A 22,845-nucleotide genomic window follows, 5' to 3' on the forward strand; every position below is an offset into this window, starting at 1 on the left:
GTACCGGGGCGCTATCTGGAGGCGCGGAATTTCGCCACCAACTACGTTTTCTTCCGCGATGACGACCGCTTCGCCACGCGCCTGACCACCGCCAATTACTGGGCGGGCTATGGCGCGCAGGAGGTGCTGTTCCAGCATATCCTCTTCGGCCAGGGCGGGCAGGTTCTGGCGGAATGGGCGCAGAATGCCCCCGCCGGCACTGGCGGCCACGTGCTGGACAGCCGCGAGCTGCGCGCGCGCTTTGGCCTGAAGCCTTTCACCGGGCAGTTGTTCATCCATGCCATCGGTGTCGCGGGGCATGATGTGGTGAAATATGCGCTGGATACCTTCGCCACGGATAACGGGGCCTCGCTGTCCTGCACGCATGACGCCAATGCCTGGCCCTCGGCGCGCTTCGCCGGGCTGCCCGCCCCGCGCGAGGATGAGCGCGTCATCCTCTGGGTGCAGAACAGCCACGCCGTGCCCATCCCCGCCGGAGGGATCAGCCTCGACCGCATGGGCGAGGACGCGCCCCGCCCGCTGGCGGCGGAGATCCCCCCCTTCGCCACCCGCGCCCTGGACGTGGCTGAATTGTTTCCAGATCTGCGCTGGCCCGCCCAGCTTGAGGTCCGGGCCGGGCGGCACGTGGTGCGCCCGCGCTACGAGGTGGTGCGGGAGGGCCGCACCCGCATCGCCCATGTCAATGTCGAGCGCGCCGATCTCGCCCCCGATCCCGGCCTCGAAACCCTGCACCCCGCGCTGGGGCGCGGCTTTCTCCTGCCCTTCCCGGTTCTGCCGCGCGGGCGCTACCGCACCATCGCCCTGCCGACGCCGATGGCCGAGGCGCAGACCAGCCTGCCCCTGCGCCTCGATATCTTCACCCCCGACGGGGAGAGGCTGGCCGGGCATTTTCTCGGCGACCTGAAGCGGGATCATCGCTGCGCCGTGGATCTCGACGCCCTGCTGCCCGCCTCGGCCCTGGCGGCGGGCGGCCATGCCGAGCTCGTCTATGATTTCCGCGCGGGCGGCGCGGCGGATGGCTGGCTGCACGCGCTGTTCCGCTTCGAGGATCGCGCCAGCGGCCACGCGGCGGAGAGCAGCTTCGGCGCCCATATCTTCAACACGCTGATGACCTATAAAAACGAGCCGCAGAGCTATACGGGCCGCCCGCCCGGGCTTTCCACCCGGCTGTTCCTCAAGCTCGGCTTCGGCGGGCGGGAGAGTTTCTGTGTGCTGATCTACCCGGCCTCCGCCCCCTGGGCGGCCAGCTCGGACACCGCGCTCGAACTGCACGACGCCGGGGGCGGCATCCTCGAAACCGCCCGGCTTCGCATTCCCTGCTCCGGCTCGCGGCTCGTCACCCCGGCGGCGCATTTCTCCGCCGCGGCGCTGCGCGCGGCGGGGGAGGCGGGCTATGTGCTGGTGCGGGACACCACCTGCCGGCTATTCGGCTTCCACGGCCTGCGCGACCCGGCGGGCGGCTTCTCCCTCGACCATATGTTCGGTTTCTGATGTCGTCGCGCTACCCCGCCAGCGCCTCCTCCGCCGGGCGCAGCGGCAGGTTGAGCGCCGCCGCCACCGCCGGATGGGTGATGGCGCCGTCATGCACGTTCAGCCCGTCGCGCAGATGCTTGTCCTCCGCCAGCGCCTTCCGCCAGCCCTTATCCGCGAGCGCCACGATATAGGGCAGGGTGGCGTTGCCGAGCGCGAAGGTGGAGGTGCGCGCCACCCCGCCCGGCATGTTCGCCACGCAATAATGGGTGACGCCCTCCACCACATAGGTGGGCTCGGTATGGGTGGTGGGGCGGGAGGTTTCCGTGCAGCCGCCCTGGTCGATCGCCACGTCCACGATCACCGAGCCCGGCCGCATCGTCTTCAGCATCGCCCGCGTCACCAGCTTCGGCGCGGCGGCGCCGGGGATCAGCACCGTGCCGATGACGAGATCGGCGGTGGCCACCAGCCGGCCCACCATGTCGCGGGTGGAAAAGGCGGTCTTCACCCGCGTGCCGAAGGTGGCGATGAGCCGGCGCAGCACATCCGGCGAGCGATCCACCACCGTGACATCCGCGCCCAGCCCCACCGCCATCAGCGTCGCGTTGGTGCCGGAGACGCCGCCGCCCAGGATCACGACATTGGCCGGGGCCACCCCCGCCACGCCGCCCAGCAGCATGCCGGGGCCGCCATAGGCGTTTTCCAGATATTGCGCGCCCACCTGCACGGACATGCGCCCCGCCACCTCGGACATGGGCTGCAGCAAGGGCAGGGTGCCCGCCGGGCTGGTCACGGTTTCATAGGCGATGCAGGTGGCGCCGGAGGCGATGAGATCCCTCGCCTGCTCCGGGTCGGGCGCGAGATGCAGATAGGTGAACAGCACCTGGCCACGGCGCAGCTTCTTGCGCTCCACCGCCAGCGGCTCCTTCACTTTCACAATCATCTCCGCCTGGCTCCAGACGGTGTCGGCATCCGGCGCGATCTTCGCCCCCGCCGCGACGTAATCCGCGTCCGTCAGGCCGATATTCCGGCCCGCGTCATGCTCCACCAGCACCTCATGGCCCTTGGCCACCAGCTCGTGCACCGCCCCCGGCACCATGCCGACGCGGTCCTCATGATCCTTGATCTCTCTTGGCACGCCGATACGCATCCCGTTCTCCTCCTAACTGGCTGATCGCCTAATTTTGTAATGATATCCCTGGCTTGGCCTGATTTTTTACGAAAACGAGGGTGGCGCCGCTGAAAAATCGCATATAAATGCGCCGGAAAGCTGGAACACTCGCATAAAATTGCATGCCCGCGCTGGATGCCACCGACCGTAAGATCCTCAACGCCCTCCAGCAGGATGGGCGGCTCTCCAATGCGGAGCTGGCGGCCAAGGTCAATCTCTCCCCCTCGGCCTGCCTCAGGCGGCTGCATCTGCTGCTGGAGAGCAAGCTGGTCTCCGGCACCCATCTGGTGCTGGACCAGAAGGCGGCGGGCTTTCCCGGCACCGCCTATATGTTCATCACGCTTGAGGGCCAGGACCGCCGGCAGCTGGACGCCTTCGAGGCGCGGGTCAAGCTGATCCCGCAGGTGCAGGAATGTTATCTGCTCGCGGGCCAGGCGGATTATCTGCTGCGCGTGGTCTATGACGGGGCGGAGGATCTCGAGCGCCTGCATTCCGAGGTTCTCACCCGCCTGCCCGGCATCAGGCGGGTGCAATCCACGCTGACCTTGCGCACGGTCAAACGCACCGCCAGCCTGCCGCTATAGGCGGTTCAGCCCGCGAGATGCCGGTAGACCGCGCTTTCGAAATCGAGATACCCGGTGAAGGAGGTGGCGTCGCCAAAGGGCAGAATCTGGGTGGCCCAATAACCGCCCACCCCGGTCTTCACGTCGATCCAGTAGAACAGATTGGCGAGCCCGGCCCAGCCCACCGCCCCGGCCGGGCGGCCGGTGGGCGCCTCCTCCTCATTGATCAGGAAGCTGTAGCCCCAGGATTTCTTGAGCCCGGGGAAGAAATCGGCGTCATTGGAGAGGGAGGGGATGACGCCCGGCAGCATGCCGATCTGCTGGTGGCTCTTCAGCCCGCTGCGCAGCGCCGCCGCCACGGTCTCGGGCCGCAGAACCCGTCCTTGCGGCCCCGCCCCCTCATTCAGCCACATGCGGATGAACTTCATGTACTCGCCCACCGTGGCGTAGAGGCCATGGCCGCCCATATCCACCTCCGGCTCGGCGGGAAGCGCGAAATCGGGCATCGGGGTGAGCGAGCCGTCGGCATTGCGCGCGTGCATCCCGGCGAGCCGGGCGCGCATGGCGGGGGTGAGGGTGAAACCGGCCTCGGTGATGCCGAGCGGCGCGAAGATGCGCTCCCGGAACACCTCGCCCAGGCGTTTGCCGCGGATGCGCTCCACCACCTGCCCCGCCCAATCCATGCTGGTGCCGTATTCCCATTTCTCATCCGGGTCGAAGAGCAGGGGCGTCATCAGCGCGGCCTTGCTCGCCGTGGTCACGCTCGGCTGGCCGTGCTCCTGCGCCAGCCGCAGGTAATTCTCGTTGAAGAAATCATAGCCGAACCCCGCCGTGTGCATCATCAGCATGCGGGTGGTGATCTCGCGCCGGGGCGGGCGCAGGCGCGGCGCGCCGGCGGGGTCGAACCCCTCCAGCACCTGCAAGCTGCCGATCTCCGGCGCATAGGTTTTGGCGGGAGCGTCGAGGTCGAGCAGCCCTTCCTCCACGCATTGCAGCACGGCGGCGCCGGTGATGGCCTTGGTGGTCGAGAAGATGGCGAAGACGCTGTCGGTGGTCATGGGGGCGCCGCCGCCCAGCAGGCGCTCCCCCGCCGCGCCCTCGTAGATATTGGCGTCCCGGCTGGTGATCATGGCCACCACGCCGGGCACGCGCCCCGCCCCGCCGGTGACACGGGAGAGGACGGCATCGAGCGAGTTTTTGAGCGTATCGGACATGTTTTCCTCCGGCTTATTGCCGCTCACTCTAAGCATTTTCCGTATATGGAACAATCCTCATGAGCGCCTCAAACCCGCTCCCCGGCGATCAGCGCCTGGAAATCTCCCTGTTCCAGCAGCCAGGAGACCAGAACGCCGCCGGTCAGCCCCCAGAACGCCGCGCCGATATTGAGCAGGCTGATATCGGAGACGGTGATGAGAAAGGTGACGAGCGCGCCGAGCGAGAAGCGGGCCTTGAAAGCGCCGGAGAAGGCGTTTTGCAGCACGCGCAGCATTGCCAGCCCCGCCAGCGCGGCGATGAAACTCTTGGGCGCGGCCAGCATGAAGCGGGTGAAGCCAGGGGCGAATAGGCCAAAGCCGAGGGAGAGCAGCCCGGTGGTGAGGCCCGCCGTATATTGGCGGCGGCGTTCCCCGGCGGAGATGAGAATGGCGTTGGTCGGTCCCGCCAGGCAGGTGCTCACCGCCCCCAGCCCCGCGCTCAGCACCGCGCCCACCCCGCAGGCCAGGGTCACCGCGTCCACCGGCGCCTCGTGCCCGGCGGCCTTCAGCACCGCGAAACCCTGGGCGTTCTGCACCACCAGCACGGTGATGAGCAGGGGGATGACCAGATCCAGCATGGCGGGCCAGGACCATGCCGGGGCCTGCAAGACCGGATGCGCCAGCCAGGCGCCACCGGACAAGGCGGCGAGGTCGAACCGCCCGAGCGCCAGGGCGGCCAGCGCCCCGGCGATGAGCGCGCCGATGATCGGCGGCAGAATGGCGCCGAGGCGGGGCAGGGCGGTGAGCGCGATCCAGGCGGCGACCATCGGCCCGGCGAGGAGCGCATCCATCCGCACCGCATGGATCAGATCCAGGCCGAAGCGCAGGAACACCCCGGCCACCATGCCCATCACGATCGGCAGCGGCACCGCTTGCGTCAGCCGCTTCACCCAGCCCGTCGCCCCGAGCAGAATGGTGAGCAGCCCGGCCGCGTAATACGCCCCGGTCACCGCGGCCAAGCCGAGATGACCAAGCGCCGGCCCCACCAGCACCGTGCCCGGTATCGTCCAGAAAAAGGCGAGGGGGCGCGCATAAGCCCAGGAGAACAGAAGCGTGATCAGCCCGTTGACGAAAAACACGCCGAAAATCCAGGTCGAAAGCTCAGCCTCGCTCAGCCCCCCATGCAGCCCGACGGTGAGGATGATCGCGACCGGGCCGGTGGCGGCGAACAGCCAGCCGATGAAGCCATGCGCGATATAGGTGGGCCCGAAATCCGCCCGCATGCGGGCAAGGCTCGGCGGCGGCGCCTCCGGGCGCTCGACGCGGGATAGAAACATCAACTCCCCCCGGTTCTTGATGGTCGCGCCGGGGAGATTCGCAGCCGGGCGCGGCGCTGGCAAGCCCGGGCGGAGCGCTTTCAGCCTCTGTCGCCCCCCGCCACGGGCAGCACGATGCCGGTGATATAGGAGGCCTCGTCCGAGGCCAGGAACAGAATGGCGGCGACCTGCTCGTCCAGCGTGCCGTAGCGGCGCATCAGGCTGGAGCGCAGGGTCTGGTCGATCAATTGCTGGTACCAGCGCGTCTCCTGCGCGTCCGGCGCCGCCTCGTTGCGGGGAATCCGGCGCGGCGGCGCCTCCGTGCCGCCGGGGGCCACCGCGTTCACCCGGATGCCCTGCTCGGCATATTCCCAGGCGAGGTTGACGGTCAGCGCGTTCACCCCGCCCTTGGCCGCGCCATAGGGCACGCGCATCAGCCCGCGCGTGGCGGTGGAGGAGATGTTGACGATGGCGCCCCCGCCGCCCGCCAGCAGCAGCGGCAGCGCCGCATGGCAGCCCCACAGGGTGGGAAAGAGCGAGCGGCGGATTTCCGCCTCGATCTGCGCGGGCGTATAGGCGCCATAGGGCTTGGCCCAGATCGTGCCGCCGACATTATTGACCAGCACGTCCAGCCGCCCGAATTGCGTCTCCACCGCCCGCATCACCGTCTCCGCCCCGGCATGATGCTCCAGATCCGCCTGCACGGTGATCGCCTCGCCGCCGAGGCCGCGAATCTCCTCGCGCACCTCCTCCACCAGCGGCGACCGGTCGGCGAGGGCCAGCGCCGCGCCCTCCTGCGCCAGGCGCAGCGCCGTGCGCCGGCCGATCCCCTGGGCCGCGCCGGTCACCACGGCGGTTTTGCCGGCGAAGCGCCCCGGCCAGAAGGGCGCCGTCACGCCGGCGGCTCCGGTTTGGTGAGATCGAACATGGCGCCAGCATAAAGCCAGGCTCCGGCGCGCGCCAATCCCGCTGGCGGCGGCCCCCGCGGTTTCTGGCGCGGGCGAAACCGGCTAAAGCGCGGGAAGCCTCACCGCCGGGACATCATGCCGCCCATCCTCAGCCACATCCTCGCCGTTCTGTTTCCCCTCTTCGCCATCAGCGCCATCGGCTATATCAGCGGGCGGCGGCTGCGGCCGGATCTCACCGCCGCCAACCGGCTCAATATGGATGTATTCACCCCGGCTTTGGTGTTCAGCGTCCTGGCGGGGCGGAATTTTCACATGCATGGCTTCGCCGCCCTGGCGGTGGATACCTTCCTCGTCATCGCCGGCTGCGGCGTGGCCGCCTGGCTCATCGCCCGGCTGCTGCGCATGGACCCGCGCACCCTGGTGCCGCCGATGATGTTCAATAATTGCGGCAATCTCGGCCTGCCCGTCGCCATGCTCGCCTTCGGCCAGGGGGCGCTGGGAGCGGCGGTGATCACCTTTCTCGTCTCCAACACGCTGCAATTCTCCTTCGGCACCTGGCTGCTCGACCGGCAGGCGCGCTTCGCCGCCATCTGGCGCTCGCCCTCCATCCAGGCGGGCGCGGCCGGTCTCGCCGTCGCCTTCTCCGGCATCCATCTCTGGCCGCCTCTGCTCGTCTCGGCCAAAATGCTGGGGGACATCTCGATTCCGCTGATGCTCTTCGCCCTGGGCGCGCGGATGGCGGAGGCGCGGCTGCGCGCGGTGGGGGTCGGCGTGTTCGGGGCGGTGCTGCGCCCGGCCCTGGGCATGGGGCTGGCCTGGGCGGTGCTGGCGCTCATCCCCCTGCCGCCGCAGCAGCGCGCCCTGCTGCTCATCTTCGGAGCGCTTCCCCCCGCCGTGCTCAACTACATCTTCGCCGAGCGCTACAACCAGGAGCCGGAGAAGGTCGCTTCCATGGTGCTCATCGGCAATATGGCGGGGCTGGTCTTCCTGCCCATCGCCCTGGCGCTCACGCTGAAATAGCGGGGCTCAGCCGGCGCCGGGGCTTTTTGCTATTGCAGATGAGGGCTGTTTTTAAGCAAACGTCAGAATATTTTAAACATGGCTTTAACCGAATCCGGCTAGCAAGTGGGGGCAGTCGCGCGCCGTGGCCCCACCTCCAGGACCGGCTGCCGGATGGCGCGCCGTGGTGGCCGCCATCCGCGAGCCCCGCCTCACGCCCCGGCCAGCGTCACGCCCCGGCCAGCGTCATCCCTTCCACCCGCAGGCTGGGCGCGTCGGTACCGCGCTTGAATTCCAGATCATCCGCCGGGGTGAGGCGCGCGAACATCTCCTTGAGATTGCCGGCGATGGTGAATTCCGCCACCGGCTCGGCGATCTCGCCATTGCGGATCATGAACCCGGCCGCCCCGCGCGAATAATCGCCGGTAAGGCCGTTCACCCCCATGCCGATCAGCTCCGTCACCAGCAGCCCCTCGCCGATATCGGCCATCAGCCCGGCGGGGGTGAGGCGGCCCGGCTCCATATAAAAATTGGTGAGCCCGCCCGCATGGCCGTTGCTTTTGAGGCCGAGCTGGTTGGCAGAGCGGGTGTCCAGCACCCAATCGGTCAGCACCCCGCCGGCGATGAAATTCATCCGCCGCACCGTCTGCCCCTCGGCGTCATAGGGGCGCGAGCGCAGGCCGCGCACCCGCAGCGGGTCGTCAACCACGTTCACCCCCGCCGCGAAGAGGCTCTGCCCCAGCGCGTCCTTCAAAAAAGAGGTGCCGCGGGCGATGGCCGCGCCCGAGATCGCCCCGGCCAGATGGCCGAGCAGCGAGCCCGCCACGCGCGGCGCGTAGATCACCGGCAGCCGGGCCGTGGCCGGACGGCGGGGGTTCAGCCGGGCGAGGGCGCGGGCGGCGGCGTCGCGGCCCAGCTGGGCGGCGTCGGCCAGATCCTCGCCATGCAGGGCGGAGGAGAAATCGTAATCGCGCTGCATCTGCGTGCCCGTCCCGGCGATGGCGGTCACCGAGACGGCATGGGTGGAGCGCGCATATTCGCCGATGAAGCCCCGGCTGGTCGCCCGCACCGAGACATAGCGGCTCCAGGAGGCGGAGGCGCCCTCGGAATTGGTGATGCCGGGCACGGCCAGGGCCGCCTCCTCCGCCGCCGCGGCGCGGGCGATCAGCGTTTCGGCGGCGGGCTCGCGGGGGTCGTCGAGGTCGAGAAACCCGGAGTCGGGCGGCGGCGGCGCCTCGGGGATCTCGTCATACGGGTCTTCCGGCACCACTTTCGCCATCGCCACCGCTTGCTCGGCCAGGCGCGGGAAAGCGGCGAAATCCACCTCATTGGCGGAGATGGCGGCGGCGCGGCGGCCCACGAACACGCGCAGGCCAAGCTCGGTCGTCTCCGCGCGCTCGGTCTCCTCGATCTTGCCGAGCCGGCGCTGCACGCCGAGGGAGACGCCCTGATAAAGCCCCACCGCCGCCGTCTCGGCCCCGGCGCGCCGGGCCGCCTCCAGCAGCGCGGCGGCGGCCTCCGTCAGGGCGCTCACGCCGCCAGCCGGTCGATGATGGCGGAAAATTTCGGCACGCGCCCCACCGGGCCGATGGTCGCCAGGGTTGGCTTGCGGCGGAAGATACGGGCGGCGGCGGCCTGGATATCCTCCCGCGTCACCGCCTCGATCCGCGCCACCGTCTCGCTCACCGGGATCACGCGCCCGAAGACCTGCCATTGCCGGGCCAGCTGCTCGCAGCGGCTGCCGGTGGATTCGAGGCTCATCAGCAGCCCCGCCTTCAGCTGGGCGCGCGCGCGGCGCAACTCCTCCTCGCCCACATCGCGCTGCACCTTCGCCAATTCCTCCAGCGTCACCGGGATCATCTCCGCCGCCTCGGATTCGCCGGTTCCCGCATAAATGCCGAACAACCCGCCATCCTGGGCGGGGGCGGTGAAGCTGTAGATGGAATAGACCAGCCCGCGCCGCTCCCGCACCTCCTGGAACAGGCGCGAGGACATGCCCCCGCCCAGCAGGGTGGAGAGCAGCATGGCGGGGTAATACTCCGCCTCGCCATAGGCGGGCGCGTCGAAGCCGAGCACGATATGCGCCTGGTCGAGATCGCGCAGCTCCCGGTATTCGCCGCCCATGTAGTCGGCGGGCATCGGCCGCGCCCGCGCGGCGCGGGGCAGATCGGCGAAATGCCGCTCCGCCAGCGCCACCACCTCTTCGTGGCGGAGATTGCCGCAGGCGGCCACCACCATGTTGTCCGGCGTGTAGTGCAGGCGCATGAAGCCGGGCAGCGCCTCGCGCTTCATGGCGCGGATGATCGGCTCCGTGCCCAGCACCGGCCGGCCCATCGGCTGGGCCGGGTAGGCGGCGGACTGGAAATGGTCGAAGACGATGTCGTCCGGCGTGTCGTTGGCCTGGCCGATCTCCTGGAGGATGACGCCGCGCTCGCGCTCCAGCTCCTCCGGCTCGAAGGTGGAGTGGCAGAGAATATCGCCGATGATATCCGCCCCCAGCGCCAGGTCCTCCTTCAGCAGCTTGACGTAATAGGCCGTCTGCTCGCGCGAGGTATAGGCGTTGATATGGCCGCCGACGCTCTCGATCGCCTCGGCGATGGCGGCGGCGGAGCGGGTCTCGGTGCCCTTGAAGGCCATGTGTTCGAGAAAATGGGCGACGCCGTTCTCGGCGGCGGTCTCGTGGCGGGTGCCCGCCGCCACATAGGCGCCGAGGGAGACGGTTTCCACCCGCTCCATGCGCTCGGTCAGCACGGTGAGGCCGGAGGGGAGGGTGGTGATGGCAACCTGCTCGGTCATTTCAATTCCTGTTCACGAAATTCCGCACCAGCGTTTCGACCGCCTGCAAATCGGCGGGGGCGCGGGAATAGATTTCATCCCTGTCATATAGGCCGGCGAGATGGTTTGGCAGGGGCGGGCGGCAGCCCACCGCTTTTTCGATGGCTTCCGGGAATTTCGCCGGGTGGGCAGTGGCGGCGGCCACCACGGGCAGGCCGAGCGGCGCGCAATCCCGCCCGGCGGCGAGGCCGATGACGCTATGCGGATCGGCGAGATAGCCGCTTTCCTGCTGGAAGCGGGCGATCTCCCGCAGTGTCGCCGCGTCATCTAGCCGGAAGCCCTGGAACTGGCGGCGGATCGCCCGCCAGACCGGCTCCGCCACCGCCATTCTGCCGCTGGCGCGGAACTCCGCCATGGTGCGGGCGGTCAGCGCCGCGTCCCGGCCAAGAAACTCATAGAGCAGCCGCTCGAAATTGGAGCTGACGGCGATGTCCATCGAGGGGGAGAGGCTCGGTTCCACCGGGCGCACGCTCATATCGTTGGCGGCGAGAAAGCGGGCGAGGATATCATTGCGGTTGGAGGCGGCGATGAAGCGCGCGACAGGCAGCCCCATTTGCCCCGCCGCCCAGGCGGCGAGGATATTGCCGAAATTGCCGGTGGGCACGGCGATGGCGATCTCGCGCTCCGGCGCGCCGAGATTGAGCGCGGCATAGGCGTAATAAGGGATCTGCGCGGCGATGCGGGCGAAGTTGATGGAGTTGACGGCGGAGAGGTTCATCTCCGCCCGGAACGGCTCGTCGGCGAACATCGCCTTCACCAGATCCTGGCAATCGTCGAAATTGCCGGCGATGGCGATGTTGAGCACGTTATCCGCCCGCACCGTGGTCATCTGGCGGCGCTGCACCTCGGAGGTGCGGCCCTCCGGGTGGAGGATGGCGATGTCGATATTGCGCCGCCCGGCCATCGCGGCGATGGCCGCCGAGCCGGTATCGCCGGAGGTGGCGCCGACGATCCGCACCCGCTCGCCCCGCTGGCCCAGCACATGCTCGAAGAGATGGCCCACCAGTTGCAGCGCCATGTCCTTGAAGGCGAGGGTGGGGCCGTGGAACAATTCGAGAGCGTGGAGATTGGTGTCGAGCTGGACGAGCGGCGTCACCGCCTTGTGGCTGAACCCGGCATAGGCGCGCCGGCACATGGCCAGCAGCTCCCCCTGGCCGATGCTGCCCGCCGCGAAGGGGGCGATGACCCGCGCCGCCAGCTCCGCATAGGGCAGGCCGCGCAGGCTGCGCCACTCCGCCGCGGAGAAGCGCGGCCAGCAGGCGGGCATATAGAGCCCGCCATCGCGGGCCAGCCCGGCCAGCAGCGCCCCGGCGAAATCCAGTTCCGGGGCCGCGCCCCGCGTCGAAACGTAACGCATGGAAAATCCTTGAATAGCCCAGCCTATACTATCGCGCCAGGGCGGGCAGCAATGCGTCCAGCCGCTTGAGGCCGCGCGGCGTCGCGGCGAGGCGTCCGCCCTCATAGATGAGATCGCCCCCGGCCAGGCAGGCGCGCAGCGCCCCGGGCTCCAGCGCCTCCTCCAGCGCCAGGCCGGTGCGGGCGGCGAAACGCGGCGCGGAAATTCCCTCCGCCAGCCGCAACCCCATGATCAGCGCCTCGCGGGCGCGGTCGGCGGGGGGGATCTCCTCCTCCAGCGCGGTGCCGTGCCCCTGGCGGGCGACCCGCTCCATCCAGGCTTCCGGCGAGCGGTGGCGGGTGGTGGCGAGCCGCCGCCCGCCGAGGCAAAGCCGCCCATGCGCGCCGGGGCCGATCCCGGCATACTCGCCATAGCGCCAATAGGCGAGGTTGTGGCGGCTCTCCCCGCCGGGCCGGGCGTAGTTGGAAACCTCGTAGCGCGCCAGCCCATGGGCCGCCGCCTCCTCGCCGGTGATGTCGTAGAGCGCCTCGGCCTCCTCCTCATCCGGCAGGGTGAAGGCGCCGCGCGCGTGCAGGCTGGCGAAGCGCGTGCCATCCTCGATGGTGAGCTGGTAGAGGGAGAGATGATCCGCCGCCAGGGCAAGCGCCCGGCGCAGCTCCTCCCGCCAGCCCGCGCGGGTCTGGCCGGGTAAAGCATAAATTAAATCGAACGAAAGCCGCGGAAAGATAGATTTGGCTGATTGAATGGCGGCGATGGCCTGCTCCGGGCCGTGCTGGCGGCCGAGAAACCGCAGGGATGGCGCGTCGAGACTCTGCACGCCGATGGAGACGCGGTTCACCCCGGCCTCGCGAAAGGCGGCGAAGCGGCCCGCCTCGGCGCTGGTCGGGTTGGCCTCCAGCGTGATCTCAGCCTCCGGGTCGAGGCGGAACAGCCGCCCGGCGGCGGCGATGAGCGCGGCCACGCTCTCCGGCGCCATCAGGCTCGGCGTGCCCCCGCCGAAAAAGATGGAGGTGACCCGCCTGGGCCCCAGCCGGGCCGCCTCCCATTCCAGCTCCGCCTCCAGCGCCTCGCGCATCCGCGCCTGGGGCAGGGCCTCGCGGACATGGGAATTGAAATCGCAATAGGGGCATTTGGCCAGGCAGAAGGGCCAATGGAGATAGAGCGCCAGATCTTCCATGCGCCCCGGCATAGACCCTCGCGCCGCGCGGGGCCAGCGCAGGTTGGCAAACCCCCTCCGCCCGCCTATCTGCGGGACGTATGGAAGCCCTGCGCGTCGAACATCTCGTCAAGCGCTATCCCCAGGCGCTGGCGGTGGATGACCTCTCCTTCACCCTGGCGCGGGGGCGGATTCTCGGCCTGCTCGGCGGCAATGGCGCGGGCAAGACCACCACCATCTCCATGCTGCTCGGCATGCTGCTGCCCAGCGCCGGGCGGATTTTCGCCCTCGGCCACGACATGGCGCGCGACCGCTTCGCCGCGCTGGCGCGGATGAATTTCTCCTCCCCCTATATCGCGCTGCCCGCCCGCCTCTCGGTGCGGGAGAATCTCCAGGTCTACGGGCATCTCTACAACGTCGCCCGGCTGGGGCGGCGGATCGGCGAGCTGGCGGAACGCTTCCGCCTCGCCGGGCTGCTCGACCGTCCGGCGGGCGACCTCTCCGCCGGGCAGAAGACGCGGGTCGCGCTGGCCAAGGCCTTTCTCAACCAGCCGGAGCTGCTGCTGCTGGACGAGCCGACCGCCAGCCTCGACCCCGATATGGGCGATTACGTCCGCACCGCGCTGGAGGAGTACCGGCGCGAGACCGGGGCCGCCATTCTGCTCGCCTCGCACAACATGGCGGAGGTGGAGCGGCTTTGCGACGAGGTGCTGATGATGAAGCAGGGCCGGGTCGCGGACCGGGGCGCGCCGGCGGCGCTGATCGCCCGCTATGGGCGCGACAATATGGAGGAGGTGTTTCTCCACATCGCCCGCAACGAGGCGCTGTGAGCGGCGCGGCGCGGCGGATCTGGGGGCTGGTGTACCGCCATGTCTGCGTCTACCGGCGCTCCTGGCCCCGGCTGGTGGAGATCGCCTACTGGCCGACGCTGGAATTGCTGATCTGGGGGTTCACCGCCAATTTCCTCAGCCAGGGGTTTCACGCCGGCCCGGCGGCGCTCACCGGCACGGCGCTGATCGCGGGCGTGCTGCTCTGGGAGATCGTGCTGCGCGCGCAGATCGGCGTCACCTTCAGTTTTCTCGAGGAAATCTGGTCGCGCAATCTCGGCCATCTCTTCGTCAGCCCGCTGCGCCCGGCGGAGCTGGTGGCCGCGTTGCTCGCCGTCTCCGTGATCCGGACATGGATCGGCCTGCTTCCCGCCATAATCATCGCCTTTCTCCTCTACCATTATGATCTGTTCGCGCCCGGCCCGGTGATGGTGCTGTTTTTTCTCAACCTGCTGGTGATGGGCTGGTGGGTGGCGCTCGCCATCGTCTCGCTGCTGTTCCGCTACGGCGCGGGGGCGGAGGCGCTGGCCTGGACCATCGCCTTCGGCATCACCCCCTTCGCCTGCGTGTTCTACCCCGTGAGCAGCCTGCCCGGCTGGCTGCAGCCGGTGGCGCTGGCCTTGCCCGCCTCCCATGTGTTCGAGGGGCTGCGCGCCCTGCTGCTGCACGCCCGGGTGGATTGGGCGCAATTCACCGCCGCCGCCGCGCTGAACGTGGTATGGGCGCTCGCCGCCTGCGCCGTGTTCGCCGGGGAGTTCCACCGCGCCCGGGTGCGCGGCGCGCTGATCTCGATTGGAGAGTGAGCATGCATCGCTTCTGGCTCATCCGCCACGCCCTGGTTCATCCGGATTCGCTCACCTGCCTCTACGGCACGGATGACGTGCCCATCTGCCTGGACACCATGGCGGCCCAGGCGGAGGCTTACGCCGCCCTGGCGGCGCGGCTGCCCCGCCCGGCGCGGCTGGTCTGCACGCCGCTCACCCGCACCCAGCTCACCGCCGACGCCCTGATCCGCGCCGGCTACCCCGCCCAGGAGCGGCAAATCAACCCCGCCTTCAGCGAGCAGGATTTCGGCGAATGGCAGGGCCTGCCCATCGCCCGGTTCGATTCGCGCGGGGATGACGAGCGCCACCCCTTCTGGCCGGTGCACGCGGCGGAAACCCCGCCCGGCGGCGAGAGCTTCGCCGCGCTCATCACCCGGGTGGGGGCGGGGCTGGAGGCGCTGCGCGAGACCGCTGCGGGCGAGGATACCGTGATCGTCAGCCATGGCGGGGCGATCCGCGCCGCCTGCGCCCATGCGCTCGGCCTCACCCCGCACCAGGCATTGTGCCTGCAAATCGATAATATCTCCCTGACCCGGCTGGAAAGCGGCCCGCGCGGCTGGCGGGTTCTCTCCGTCAACGAGCATGTCTCGCCCGCTTTGGGCGGAACGGCCCTCCCCGCCGCCCAGACGGCTCAGGAAACGCCGCGAACCAAGGAGTGTATAGAATGAACCGTCTTTTACTGGTGGCGGGGCTGGCCGCCGCCACCCTTGCCACCGCCGCCCCGGCCCTGGCCGACAGCACCCAGCATCTGGTGGATAGTTCCACCCTGGCGCTGGAGGATATGATGGGCGGCGCGCAAGGCTCCCAGGCCCAGGATTTTCTCCGCAAGGCCAAGGCGGTGGTGATCTGCCCCAACGTGTTCCGCGCCGGGTTCTTCGTGGGCGGCGAGGGCGGCGGCTGCGTGCTCTCCGCCCGCACCGCCGATGGCGGCTGGTCCAACCCCGCCCTCTATTCCATGGGCAGCGGCAGTTTCGGCCTGCAGATCGGCGTGCAGAGCGCCGAGGTGATGATGATCATCATGACCAATGGCGGGCTGAACGCGCTGCTCAATTCCCAGTTTAAGATCGGCGCGGATGCGGGCATATCGGTGGCGACGCTGGGGGCGGGGGTGAACGGCGCCATGTCCACCGCCACCAACGCCGATATCATCACCTTCTCCAAGAGCCAGGGGCTCTATGGCGGGGTCTCGCTCTCCGGAACCATTCTCTCCAACGATTCCGGGGCCGAGCAGCAATATTACGGCCAGCAGCTCGACGCCCGGCAGATCGTCGTCAACGGCATGGGCAGCAATCCGGGGGCGACGCCGCTGCGCCAGACCTTGCAGCGCTATGGCGCGCCGCCCGCGCCCCCCGTGCCGCCGCCGCCCGCGCCCGCCCCCTCCCGCACCCCGTAACGGCGCGGCCCGGAAACATGAGTTTCAGGGCGAGCAGCCTCATCCAGGCAAATGATTTCATTTGATTGGATGTTGCCTTGGGGCCTTACAACCGCTCGCCGCGACAAGGCTAGGGCTGGCCGGGCTCCAGCGAGAGCAGGGCGGCCTTGCCGGGCTTGTCCTTCCATTCATCCGCGTCCGCGGGCGGCGTGCCCTTGCGGGTGATGTTGGGCCAGATTTTCGAAAGCTCGGTATTGCGCTCCAGCCAGGCGGCGGCGCGGTCGTCGCTATCCGGCACGATGGCCTCGGCCGGGCATTCCGGCTCGCACACGCCGCAATCGATGCACTCATCCGGGCTGATGACGAGAAAATTCTCGCCGACATAGAAACAATCCACCGGGCAGACCTCGACGCAATCCATGTATTTGCATTTGATGCAGTTTTCGGTGACCACGTAGGTCATTGGGCACTCCTGAAGGCACGTAAAAATTGGGCCTCCCTATGCGCGCGAGCGCGTGATTAGGCAAGCGCGCGAGCGCGTGATTAGGCAAGCCGGGCGGGGCGGCTCAGGGGATTTCGCGATAGCAGCTTTGCGCCAAGGGCGCGCTGCTCCGCCGCTCGGGCAGGAGCAGCACCTCCACCACCTTAACGCCCTGGGGCAAGGCCAAGGTCAGCACGTCGCCGGGGCGCAGCCGGGCATGGAGCTTGTCCGTGGGCTGGCGGTTGATGCGCACCCCGCCTTGGGCCACCAGCGCCTCCGCCACCGCGCGGGTTTTGCAGAAACGGGCGAAGACGAGGAATTTATCCAGGCGCAGCCAAGCCGCCGCCTCAGCCATTCAGCGCCGTCCCATCTTCAGCGCCGCCAGCGCGGCGAAGGGATTATCCGCGTCCACCGCCACGGGCGGCGGCGGCGCGGCGGGCTGGCGGGCCAAGGCGGGGCGGGGCTGGCGATGCTCCGCCTTGCGCCGCCCCAGCATGGCGGGGGCGGGCGGGCCGTAATGGGTGGCGTCCAACAGCCCGGCGGGGAAGAGCCTGAAGCCCAGCAGGTTGAGCACCGGGGCGAGCTGCTCCGGCCTCAGCCCCATGCGGCTGCCAATATTGGGCGGCAGCAGGCATTGATGCTTGCGGGTGAGGTAATGCAGCTCGCGCCCCACCCGCTCCGCCACGTCGAGCCGGATCATGATCTCCCCGGCCGGGACCCAGCCCATCGCCAGGGCGAAATCCGGCCCCCAATTGGCGGGCATGGGCGCCGAGACCAGCCCCGGCGCGGGCAGTTCCGGCGGGGTGCGGCCATGCCAGACGCCCCAGAACAGGGCGCGCAGCCGCGCCGCCCCCGGCTTCAAAGCGGCGGGCAGGTAGGTGGCGAAGCGGCCCATATCGATGCCGAACGTCTTGGCCTCCTGGCGCAATTCCGGCGTGAAGGGCTCGGGCGGCAGCACCCCGCCGGATTCGGAGAGGCGGTGGACGATGCCGCGCAGGGCGGGTGGCGGGTTCTCCATGGCCTTGAGCAGCGGCCCCAGCCGCTTTTCCGTCTCCGCCGCCAGCCAGGCGGCGAGGCGGGCGCGGAGACGCTCGCGCGCCAGCCCGTCGAGAAACTCGGAATGCAGGACCTCGACGCCAGGCTTGAGGAAGATCTCGGTCTTGCGCAGCCGGGCGATTTTCACCCCGCCCCAGAGAAAGACGCGGTCATCCGCCAGGGTGATCGCGTCATCCGGCGCGGTCTCGGCGGCGAGGATGCGCCGGGGCATCTCCTGGGCCAGGGCGCGGCGGGCGGCGCGCAGGAGGATCTTCTTCTCCGGACCCTGGGTGGCGGGGTCGGGGTGGAACTGGAAGCCCTCGATCCGCCCGACCCCATGGCCCTCCACGCTCACCCGGCCGGCGGCGTCCACCACCGCCTGCAATTCCTCGGCTTCAGCCTCTTCCAAACGTCTCGTCAAATGCGCCGCCCTCTTGTCCACGAATCGTGCCATCAATTTCGCGTGCAGCGTATCGGAGAGCCGGTCTTCCACCGCCCGGGCGCGCATGGCCCAGCTCTCGGCGTCCGTCATCCAATCCGCCCGCGCGGTGATATAAGCCCAAACCCGCACATCCGTCAGCCTTTGCATGAGGGTATCGATATCGCCCTCCAGCCGGTCGAGATGCTCGATCTCGCTCGCCACCCAATCCACCGGCAGGCGCTCCTGCGCCACGAGATGGGTGAACACCCGCCCGCAGAGGCGGACATGGCCGTCTGTGGCGAGCTTGCGGAAATCCGGGATCTGGCAGGCCTCCCAGAGCAGGCGGGTGGCGGCGGGGCCGTGGGCGCGGCGCATGATCTCCGCGTCGCGGGCGAGGGCCTCCAGCGTCTGCACATCCGCCGCCTCGTTGCCCCTGGCCAGGCCGGGGCGCGCGGGCGGGGCGGTGAGGCTGGCGAGCAGGGCGGGGACCGAGGCGAAATCCAGCGCCGCGTTGCGCCAGAAGATCGTGTCGAGCGGGTCGAATTCATGCGCCTCCACCCGCGCCGCCAGATCCTCATCCAGCGGCGGGCACTCGGCGGTGGTGCCGAACGTGCCGTCGCGCATGCCGCGCCCGGCCCGGCCCGCGATCTGCGCGACCTCGGCCGGGGTGAGGGGGCGGGGCTGGCGGCCGTCGAATTTGCGGATGCCCGCGAAGGCGACATGGTTGACATCCATGTTGAGGCCCATGCCGATCGCGTCGGTGGCGACGAGGAAATCCACCTCCTTCTCCTGGTAGAGCGCCACCTGGGCGTTGCGGGTGCGCGGGCTGAGCCGGCCCATCACCACCGTGCAGCCGCCGCGCCGGCGCCGCACCGCCTCGGCGATGGCGTAGACCTCGGCGGCGGAGAAGGCGACGATGGCCGAGCGCGGGGGCAGGCGGGAGAGTTTCTGCGCCCCGGTGAAGGCGAGCTGGGAGAGGCGGGGGCGCGTCTCGATCTCCACGCCGGGGACCAGCCGGCGCAGCAGGGGGGCGATAGTGTCCGAGCCGAGAAACATCGTCTCCACCAGCCCGCGCGCATTGAGCAGACGGTCGGTGAAGACATGGCCGCGATCCGGGTCGGCGCAAAGCTGGATCTCATCCACCGCCAGGAATTCCACCTTGCGGTCGAGCGGCATCGCCTCCACCGTGCAGGCGAACCAGCGCGCCCCGGGCGGGATGATCTTTTCCTCGCCGGTGATGAGGGCCACGGCGCGGATGCCCTTGGCCTTGACCATGCGGTCGTAATTCTCCCGCGCCAGCAGGCGCAGGGGAAAACCGATGATGCCGGTGGAATGGGACAGCAGACGCTCCATGGCCAGATGCGTCTTGCCGGTATTGGTGGGGCCGAGCACGGCCTTCACCCGGGGAAGAAATCCGGACATGGAACAAAGCTTAGGCGGCGGGGGCCGCTTTGCAAGGCCGCCTCAGAAGGCGGCCTGGGCGAGCAGGGCGCGCACCGCCGCCGCGTCCGGCGCGGCCAGCGCCTCACCCGCCAGCTCCTCGCAGAAGACGAGGGTGCTGGCGCGGATGGCCCGCTTGACGCGGGGCACGGCGGGGCCGTGCATGGAAAGCTGGCGGACGCCGAGGCCGAGCAGCAGCGCCGCCGCCTCCGGCCGCCCCGCCAGCTCCCCGCAGAGGCAGACCGGCACGCCCGCCCCCGCCGCGAAGCTGCAGGTGAGATGGATGAGCCGCAGCACCGCCGGCTCCAAAGGGTCGTAGAGCCTGACCTCGCCGGGCAGGGACCGGTCCGCCGCGAGGGTGTACATGGTGAGGTCGTTGGTGCCGAGAGCGAAGAAATCCGCCTCCCGCGCCAGGCGCGGCGCGGCCAGGGCCGCCGCCGGCGTCTCGACCATGATGCCGAGCGGCGGCGGTTTTTCCGGCAGGTCGAGGTTGCGCCGCCGCTGGAGCCGCCGCCAGACCCGGCGCAGCGCCGCGCGCGTGGCGGTGATCTCCGCCGCCACGGAGACCATGGGCACGAGAATCCGCACCGGCCCGGCGGCGGCGGCGCGCAATATGGCGGCGAGCTGGGTTTCCAGGAGCTTGGGGTGGTGGAGCAGCAGGCGGATGCCGCGCAGGCCGAGCGCCGGGTTGGGCTCGGCATGTTCCGGCAGATAGGCGGAAAGGGATTCGACGTCCTTGTCCGACCCCCAATCCAGCAGCCGGATCGTCACGGTCTCGCCATCCATCGCCTCGACGATGTCCTGGTAGCTGCGGGCCTGGGTATCCTCGTCCGGCACGTCCTCCCGGTTCATGAACATGAATTCCGAGCGCAGCAGGCCGATGCCGCGCGCGCCGGATTCGGCGATCATCGGCAATTCGAAGGGGAGTTCGAGATTGGCGAGGAGATCCACCTGCACGCCGCAGCGCGTCTGCGCGGGAAGGTGCTGCAACCGGGCCAGGGCGCGGCGGGCGCGGGTTTGCGCCGCCAGCTTTCTGCGGGCCGCCTCCAGGCTCGCCTTGGCGGGGTTGAGGATGATCTCGCCGCTCTCGCCATCGACGATGACGGTGCAGCCGGGCTCCGCCTTGTCGAACAGCCGGGCCGCGCCCAGCACGGCGGGCAGGCCGAGGGCGCGCAGCATCACCGCCGTATGGCCGTCCAGCCCGCCCTCGGCGGTGACGATGCCGGCGAAACGGGCGGGGTTGATGAGCGCCGCCTCGGCGGGGCGCAGATCCCGCGCCGCCAGGATGCTCCCCTGGGGCAAAACCTCGAAGGAGCGGAAAGGCTGGCGGGTGAGGTTGCGCAGCAGCCGCCGCGCCACCTCCCGCACCTCGTCCGCGCGGCGCTGGCGCCCGGCGCGGTCCGGCCCGGCCTGGGCGAGGATGGCCTCCGCCTGCGCCTCCGCCACCGCCTGCACGGCGGCCTCCGCGCATTGGCGGTCCTGCTCGATCCGGGCCTTGACCAGGCGCAGCAGCCGCGAGGAGCCCAGCATGTGGAGATACATGTCGAGCAGCGGGGCGAGCTCCGCCTGGCTGCCCTCGGGCATGGCCGAAAGCCGGCCTTTTAGTTTTTGCAGCTGGTGGCGCGAGCGGGCCACCGCCTCCTCCAGCCGCGCCAATTCGGCGGCGATGCCGTCCGGCTCCAGCCGGCGCTCCGGTATGGTGAGCGCCGTCTCCGCCGCCTCGTGCAGCGGGCCGATGGCGATGCCGGGCGAGACCGGATGGCCGGTGAGCCGCCTCTCCTGCGCGGGGGCTTTCGCCTCAGTCCGCTTCATGGAAGCCGGACTCGATCAGCGCCGTGATGGCGTCGAGGGCTTCCCTGGCGTCAAACCCCTCGGCGGACAGGGTGACCGTGCTGCCCATCCCCGCCCCCAGCATCATCAGCCCCATGATCGAGCGGGCGGAGACGGATTGGCCGTCCTTCGCGACCTCGACATTAGCGCTGAACTGCTCGGCCAGGGTGACCAGCTTGGCGGCGGCGCGGGCGTGCAGCCCCCGCCGGTTGACAATGCCGACCTCGGCGGTGATCACCGGCGTTTCCATGCTATTCCGCCGCGTTGCAGGAGGGCGGGGTTTGCTGCAGCTCATGGCCGTTGCAGATATATTTCTTGCCCGCCGCCTCGGCGGTGCGCACGGTTTCCGGCAAGGTCATCTGGCCGCGGATCTTGGCGAGCTTGATGAGCATGGGCAGGTTCACCCCGCCGAGAATCTCGATGTTCGGCTGCGAGGCCAGGGACATGGCGAGGTTGGAGGGGGTGCCGCCGAACATGTCGGTGAGAAGGATGACGCCATCGCCGCTATCGACCTCTGCGATGCGGCGGGCGATCTCCGCCCGCTGGCCCTCGAAGGCGGCATCCGATTCGATACAGACGGTGGCAAGGTTTTTCTGTTTGCCGACGACATGCTCCATGGCGTCGCGCAGCGCCAGGGCCAGCGTGCCATGGGTGACGAGAACAAGGCCGATCATATATTTTGCCTCAGCCCTTTCCCGGCGCCGACCTGTTGGGGGGATTGATGAATTTGGCGGCCTCCCGATGCGTGACGCCGACGCGCCACCCCGCCTGAGTGAGATGGGTGCTCAATTTTTCTATCATGTAAACCGATCTGTGCTGACCACCGGTGCATCCGATACAGAGTGTGACATATTTCTTTCCCTCCTGCACGAATCTTGGCAGCAAAAATTCGGCCAGATCGCGTATTTTTTCGAAATATGTTGTAAAATCAGGGTCGCGCTCGATAAAACTCGCAACTTCCGGGTCGAGCCCCGAGAGGTGACGAAGATTTGGCTCGTAATGCGGGTTTTTTAAGAAGCGCGCATCGAAAACCAGATCTGCTTCCGCCGGCAGGCCAGCGGCATAGGAAAAGGAAATGAGGGTGATGGCGAGGCCGGGGGCGTGGGCGCCGTAACGATGCTCGGCCATGGCGCGCAGGCGGGGCAAGGGCAGGGCGGAGCTGTCGATGAGCCAATCCGCCGCGCGGGCGAGCGGGGCGGTGATCTCGCGCTCCAGCGCGATGCCCTCGCTGATCACCCCCGTCTGGGCCAACGGGTGGCGGCGGCGGGTTTCCGAGTAGCGCCGCAGCAGAACCTCATCGCTCGCCGTCATATACACCAGGGAAGGCTCCAGCCGCTCCTCGGCGCGCAGCCGCTCCAGGGCCTTGAGCACCGAGGCGGGGGAGAACCCGCGCGAGCGCGCGTCCACCCCGATGGCGAGGTTGCGGGCGGCCGCGCGGGTCAGGGTCTCCAGCGCCTCCAGGGGCGGGTTGTCCACGGTCTCGAAGCCGAAATCCTCCAGGGCGCGCAGCATGGAGTTCTTGCCCGCGCCGGAGAGGCCGGTGACCAGCACGATCTGCACCTTGGCGGACGAACCGTTCATGGCGCGAGGGCGCCCGCCACGGAGGCGACGCGCCCGCACGCCGCCTCCAGCGCCAGGGCCGCCCGC

General features: G+C 69.3%; 22 protein-coding genes. 7 read left to right on the forward strand and 15 right to left on the reverse strand.

From position 1 onward, the window contains the following. Positions 1-1,491, forward strand: a 1,491-nt coding sequence (locus M7H45_RS01925; RefSeq protein WP_298214164.1) for a hypothetical protein, incomplete at its 5' end; no start/stop codon positions are given. Between the two features lie 10 nt (positions 1,492-1,501). Here the strand turns inward: M7H45_RS01925 and ald are convergent. Beyond that, positions 1,502-2,620 carry an alanine dehydrogenase gene (gene ald, locus M7H45_RS01930; protein WP_298214166.1) on the reverse strand — a complete coding sequence of 373 codons (1,119 nt, stop codon included), beginning with the start codon at positions 2,618-2,620 and terminating at the stop codon, positions 1,502-1,504. Positions 2,621-2,763: 143 nt separating this feature from the next. Here ald and M7H45_RS01935 point away from each other — a divergent pair, with 143 nt between their 5' ends. Then, a complete protein-coding gene (locus M7H45_RS01935) occupies positions 2,764-3,225 on the forward strand; it encodes an Lrp/AsnC family transcriptional regulator (RefSeq protein WP_298214172.1) in 462 nt (153 codons plus the stop codon). A gap of 5 nt (positions 3,226-3,230) precedes the next feature. Here the strand turns inward: M7H45_RS01935 and M7H45_RS01940 are convergent, their stop codons facing one another. The 3 genes from M7H45_RS01940 to M7H45_RS01950 form a co-directional block, all read right to left on the reverse strand. Beyond that, positions 3,231-4,418, reverse strand: coding sequence for a serine hydrolase (locus M7H45_RS01940; protein ID WP_298214174.1), 1,188 nt, complete (start codon positions 4,416-4,418; stop codon positions 3,231-3,233). Between the two features lie 68 nt (positions 4,419-4,486). Beyond that, complete coding sequence (locus M7H45_RS01945) at positions 4,487-5,734, reverse strand: benzoate/H(+) symporter BenE family transporter (protein WP_298214175.1); 1,248 nt, start codon at positions 5,732-5,734, stop codon at positions 4,487-4,489. Between the two features lie 80 nt (positions 5,735-5,814). Next, positions 5,815-6,609 carry a 1,6-dihydroxycyclohexa-2,4-diene-1-carboxylate dehydrogenase gene (locus M7H45_RS01950; protein ID WP_298214177.1) on the reverse strand — a complete coding sequence of 265 codons (795 nt, stop codon included), beginning with the start codon at positions 6,607-6,609 and terminating at the stop codon, positions 5,815-5,817. 147 nt (positions 6,610-6,756) lie between these two features. Between M7H45_RS01950 and M7H45_RS01955 the strand changes: the two genes are divergently transcribed. Continuing rightward, positions 6,757-7,641, forward strand: a complete 885-nt coding sequence (locus tag M7H45_RS01955; protein WP_298214179.1) for an AEC family transporter — start codon at positions 6,757-6,759, stop codon at positions 7,639-7,641. A gap of 208 nt (positions 7,642-7,849) precedes the next feature. Here M7H45_RS01955 and M7H45_RS01960 read toward each other — a convergent pair whose 3' ends face one another. The 4 genes from M7H45_RS01960 to hemW are packed head-to-tail and all read right to left on the reverse strand — an operon-like array spanning position 7,850 to position 12,989. Beyond that, positions 7,850-9,154 carry a TldD/PmbA family protein gene (locus M7H45_RS01960; RefSeq protein WP_298214181.1) on the reverse strand — a complete coding sequence of 435 codons (1,305 nt, stop codon included), beginning with the start codon at positions 9,152-9,154 and terminating at the stop codon, positions 7,850-7,852. Beyond that, positions 9,151-10,416, reverse strand: coding sequence for a pitrilysin family protein (locus M7H45_RS01965; protein WP_298214182.1), 1,266 nt, complete (start codon positions 10,414-10,416; stop codon positions 9,151-9,153). The genes M7H45_RS01960 and M7H45_RS01965 overlap by 4 nt, the downstream gene beginning before the upstream one ends. 1 nt (position 10,417) lies before the next feature. Beyond that, positions 10,418-11,812, reverse strand: a complete 1,395-nt coding sequence (gene thrC / locus M7H45_RS01970; RefSeq protein WP_298214184.1) for a threonine synthase — start codon at positions 11,810-11,812, stop codon at positions 10,418-10,420. Between the two features lie 28 nt (positions 11,813-11,840). Beyond that, positions 11,841-12,989, reverse strand: coding sequence for a radical SAM family heme chaperone HemW (gene hemW / locus M7H45_RS01975; protein ID WP_298214186.1), 1,149 nt, complete (start codon positions 12,987-12,989; stop codon positions 11,841-11,843). 80 nt (positions 12,990-13,069) lie between these two features. On the opposite strand from hemW, the gene M7H45_RS01980 reads away from it, so the two are divergent. Genes M7H45_RS01980 through M7H45_RS01995 form a run of 4 tightly spaced genes read left to right on the forward strand, consistent with a single transcriptional unit; the run spans position 13,070 to position 16,012 of the window. After that, positions 13,070-13,798 (forward strand): ABC transporter ATP-binding protein, encoded by a 729-nt coding sequence (locus M7H45_RS01980; RefSeq protein ID WP_298214188.1) that lies wholly within the window; start codon positions 13,070-13,072, stop codon positions 13,796-13,798. Beyond that, the gene (locus M7H45_RS01985) at positions 13,795-14,598 is read left to right on the forward strand and encodes an ABC transporter permease (protein ID WP_298214190.1); all 804 of its coding nucleotides are present in this window, start codon (positions 13,795-13,797) and stop codon (positions 14,596-14,598) included. Before M7H45_RS01980 ends, M7H45_RS01985 begins: the two co-directional genes overlap by 4 nt. Positions 14,599-14,600: 2 nt before the next feature. After that, on the forward strand, positions 14,601-15,287 hold the full coding sequence (locus M7H45_RS01990; RefSeq protein ID WP_298214192.1) for a histidine phosphatase family protein: 687 nt from the start codon (positions 14,601-14,603) through the stop codon (positions 15,285-15,287). Then, positions 15,284-16,012, forward strand: a complete 729-nt coding sequence (locus M7H45_RS01995) for a lipid-binding SYLF domain-containing protein (RefSeq protein WP_298214194.1) — start codon at positions 15,284-15,286, stop codon at positions 16,010-16,012. The genes M7H45_RS01990 and M7H45_RS01995 overlap by 4 nt, the downstream gene beginning before the upstream one ends. A 109-nt stretch (positions 16,013-16,121) precedes the next feature. On the opposite strand, the gene fdxA is transcribed toward M7H45_RS01995, so the two are convergent. From fdxA to rapZ, 7 genes are all read right to left on the reverse strand, one after another. Then, complete coding sequence (fdxA, locus tag M7H45_RS02000; protein ID WP_298214196.1) at positions 16,122-16,454, reverse strand: ferredoxin FdxA; 333 nt, start codon at positions 16,452-16,454, stop codon at positions 16,122-16,124. A gap of 103 nt (positions 16,455-16,557) precedes the next feature. Then, complete coding sequence (locus tag M7H45_RS02005) at positions 16,558-16,827, reverse strand: RNA-binding S4 domain-containing protein (RefSeq protein WP_298214198.1); 270 nt, start codon at positions 16,825-16,827, stop codon at positions 16,558-16,560. Then, a complete protein-coding gene (locus M7H45_RS02010) occupies positions 16,828-19,350 on the reverse strand; it encodes a helicase-related protein (RefSeq protein ID WP_298214199.1) in 2,523 nt (840 codons plus the stop codon). 42 nt (positions 19,351-19,392) lie between these two features. Further along, positions 19,393-21,180, reverse strand: a complete 1,788-nt coding sequence (ptsP, locus tag M7H45_RS02015; protein ID WP_298214201.1) for a phosphoenolpyruvate--protein phosphotransferase — start codon at positions 21,178-21,180, stop codon at positions 19,393-19,395. After that, positions 21,167-21,448, reverse strand: a complete 282-nt coding sequence (locus M7H45_RS02020) for an HPr family phosphocarrier protein (RefSeq protein ID WP_298214203.1) — start codon at positions 21,446-21,448, stop codon at positions 21,167-21,169. Before M7H45_RS02020 ends, ptsP begins: the two co-directional genes overlap by 14 nt. A 1-nt stretch (position 21,449) precedes the next feature. Beyond that, complete coding sequence (locus tag M7H45_RS02025) at positions 21,450-21,872, reverse strand: PTS sugar transporter subunit IIA (RefSeq protein WP_298214205.1); 423 nt, start codon at positions 21,870-21,872, stop codon at positions 21,450-21,452. 10 nt (positions 21,873-21,882) lie between these two features. Next, positions 21,883-22,779, reverse strand: coding sequence for an RNase adapter RapZ (rapZ, locus tag M7H45_RS02030; RefSeq protein WP_298214207.1), 897 nt, complete (start codon positions 22,777-22,779; stop codon positions 21,883-21,885). Positions 22,780-22,845: the final 66 nt, after the last annotated feature.

Origin of the sequence: Acidocella sp., assembly GCF_027352905.1 — a bacterium.
Classification (GTDB): domain Bacteria; phylum Pseudomonadota; class Alphaproteobacteria; order Acetobacterales; family Acetobacteraceae; genus Acidocella.

Coding starts and splice junctions, on each gene's coding strand:
- ald (WP_298214166.1), bottom strand. CDS start 2,620: ATGCGTATCGGCGTGCCAAGAGAGATCAAGGATCATGAGGACCGCGTC.
- M7H45_RS01935 (WP_298214172.1), top strand. CDS start 2,764: ATGCCCGCGCTGGATGCCACCGACCGTAAGATCCTCAACGCCCTCCAG.
- M7H45_RS01940 (WP_298214174.1), bottom strand. CDS start 4,418: ATGTCCGATACGCTCAAAAACTCGCTCGATGCCGTCCTCTCCCGTGTC.
- M7H45_RS01945 (WP_298214175.1), bottom strand. CDS start 5,734: ATGTTTCTATCCCGCGTCGAGCGCCCGGAGGCGCCGCCGCCGAGCCTT.
- M7H45_RS01955 (WP_298214179.1), top strand. CDS start 6,757: ATGCCGCCCATCCTCAGCCACATCCTCGCCGTTCTGTTTCCCCTCTTC.
- M7H45_RS01965 (WP_298214182.1), bottom strand. CDS start 10,416: ATGACCGAGCAGGTTGCCATCACCACCCTCCCCTCCGGCCTCACCGTG.
- thrC (WP_298214184.1), bottom strand. CDS start 11,812: ATGCGTTACGTTTCGACGCGGGGCGCGGCCCCGGAACTGGATTTCGCC.
- hemW (WP_298214186.1), bottom strand. CDS start 12,989: ATGGAAGATCTGGCGCTCTATCTCCATTGGCCCTTCTGCCTGGCCAAA.
- M7H45_RS01980 (WP_298214188.1), top strand. CDS start 13,070: ATGGAAGCCCTGCGCGTCGAACATCTCGTCAAGCGCTATCCCCAGGCG.
- M7H45_RS01990 (WP_298214192.1), top strand. CDS start 14,601: ATGCATCGCTTCTGGCTCATCCGCCACGCCCTGGTTCATCCGGATTCG.
- M7H45_RS01995 (WP_298214194.1), top strand. CDS start 15,284: ATGAACCGTCTTTTACTGGTGGCGGGGCTGGCCGCCGCCACCCTTGCC.
- fdxA (WP_298214196.1), bottom strand. CDS start 16,454: ATGACCTACGTGGTCACCGAAAACTGCATCAAATGCAAATACATGGAT.
- M7H45_RS02005 (WP_298214198.1), bottom strand. CDS start 16,827: ATGGCTGAGGCGGCGGCTTGGCTGCGCCTGGATAAATTCCTCGTCTTC.
- M7H45_RS02010 (WP_298214199.1), bottom strand. CDS start 19,350: ATGTCCGGATTTCTTCCCCGGGTGAAGGCCGTGCTCGGCCCCACCAAT.
- ptsP (WP_298214201.1), bottom strand. CDS start 21,180: ATGAAGCGGACTGAGGCGAAAGCCCCCGCGCAGGAGAGGCGGCTCACC.
- M7H45_RS02020 (WP_298214203.1), bottom strand. CDS start 21,448: ATGGAAACGCCGGTGATCACCGCCGAGGTCGGCATTGTCAACCGGCGG.
- M7H45_RS02025 (WP_298214205.1), bottom strand. CDS start 21,872: ATGATCGGCCTTGTTCTCGTCACCCATGGCACGCTGGCCCTGGCGCTG.
- rapZ (WP_298214207.1), bottom strand. CDS start 22,779: ATGAACGGTTCGTCCGCCAAGGTGCAGATCGTGCTGGTCACCGGCCTC.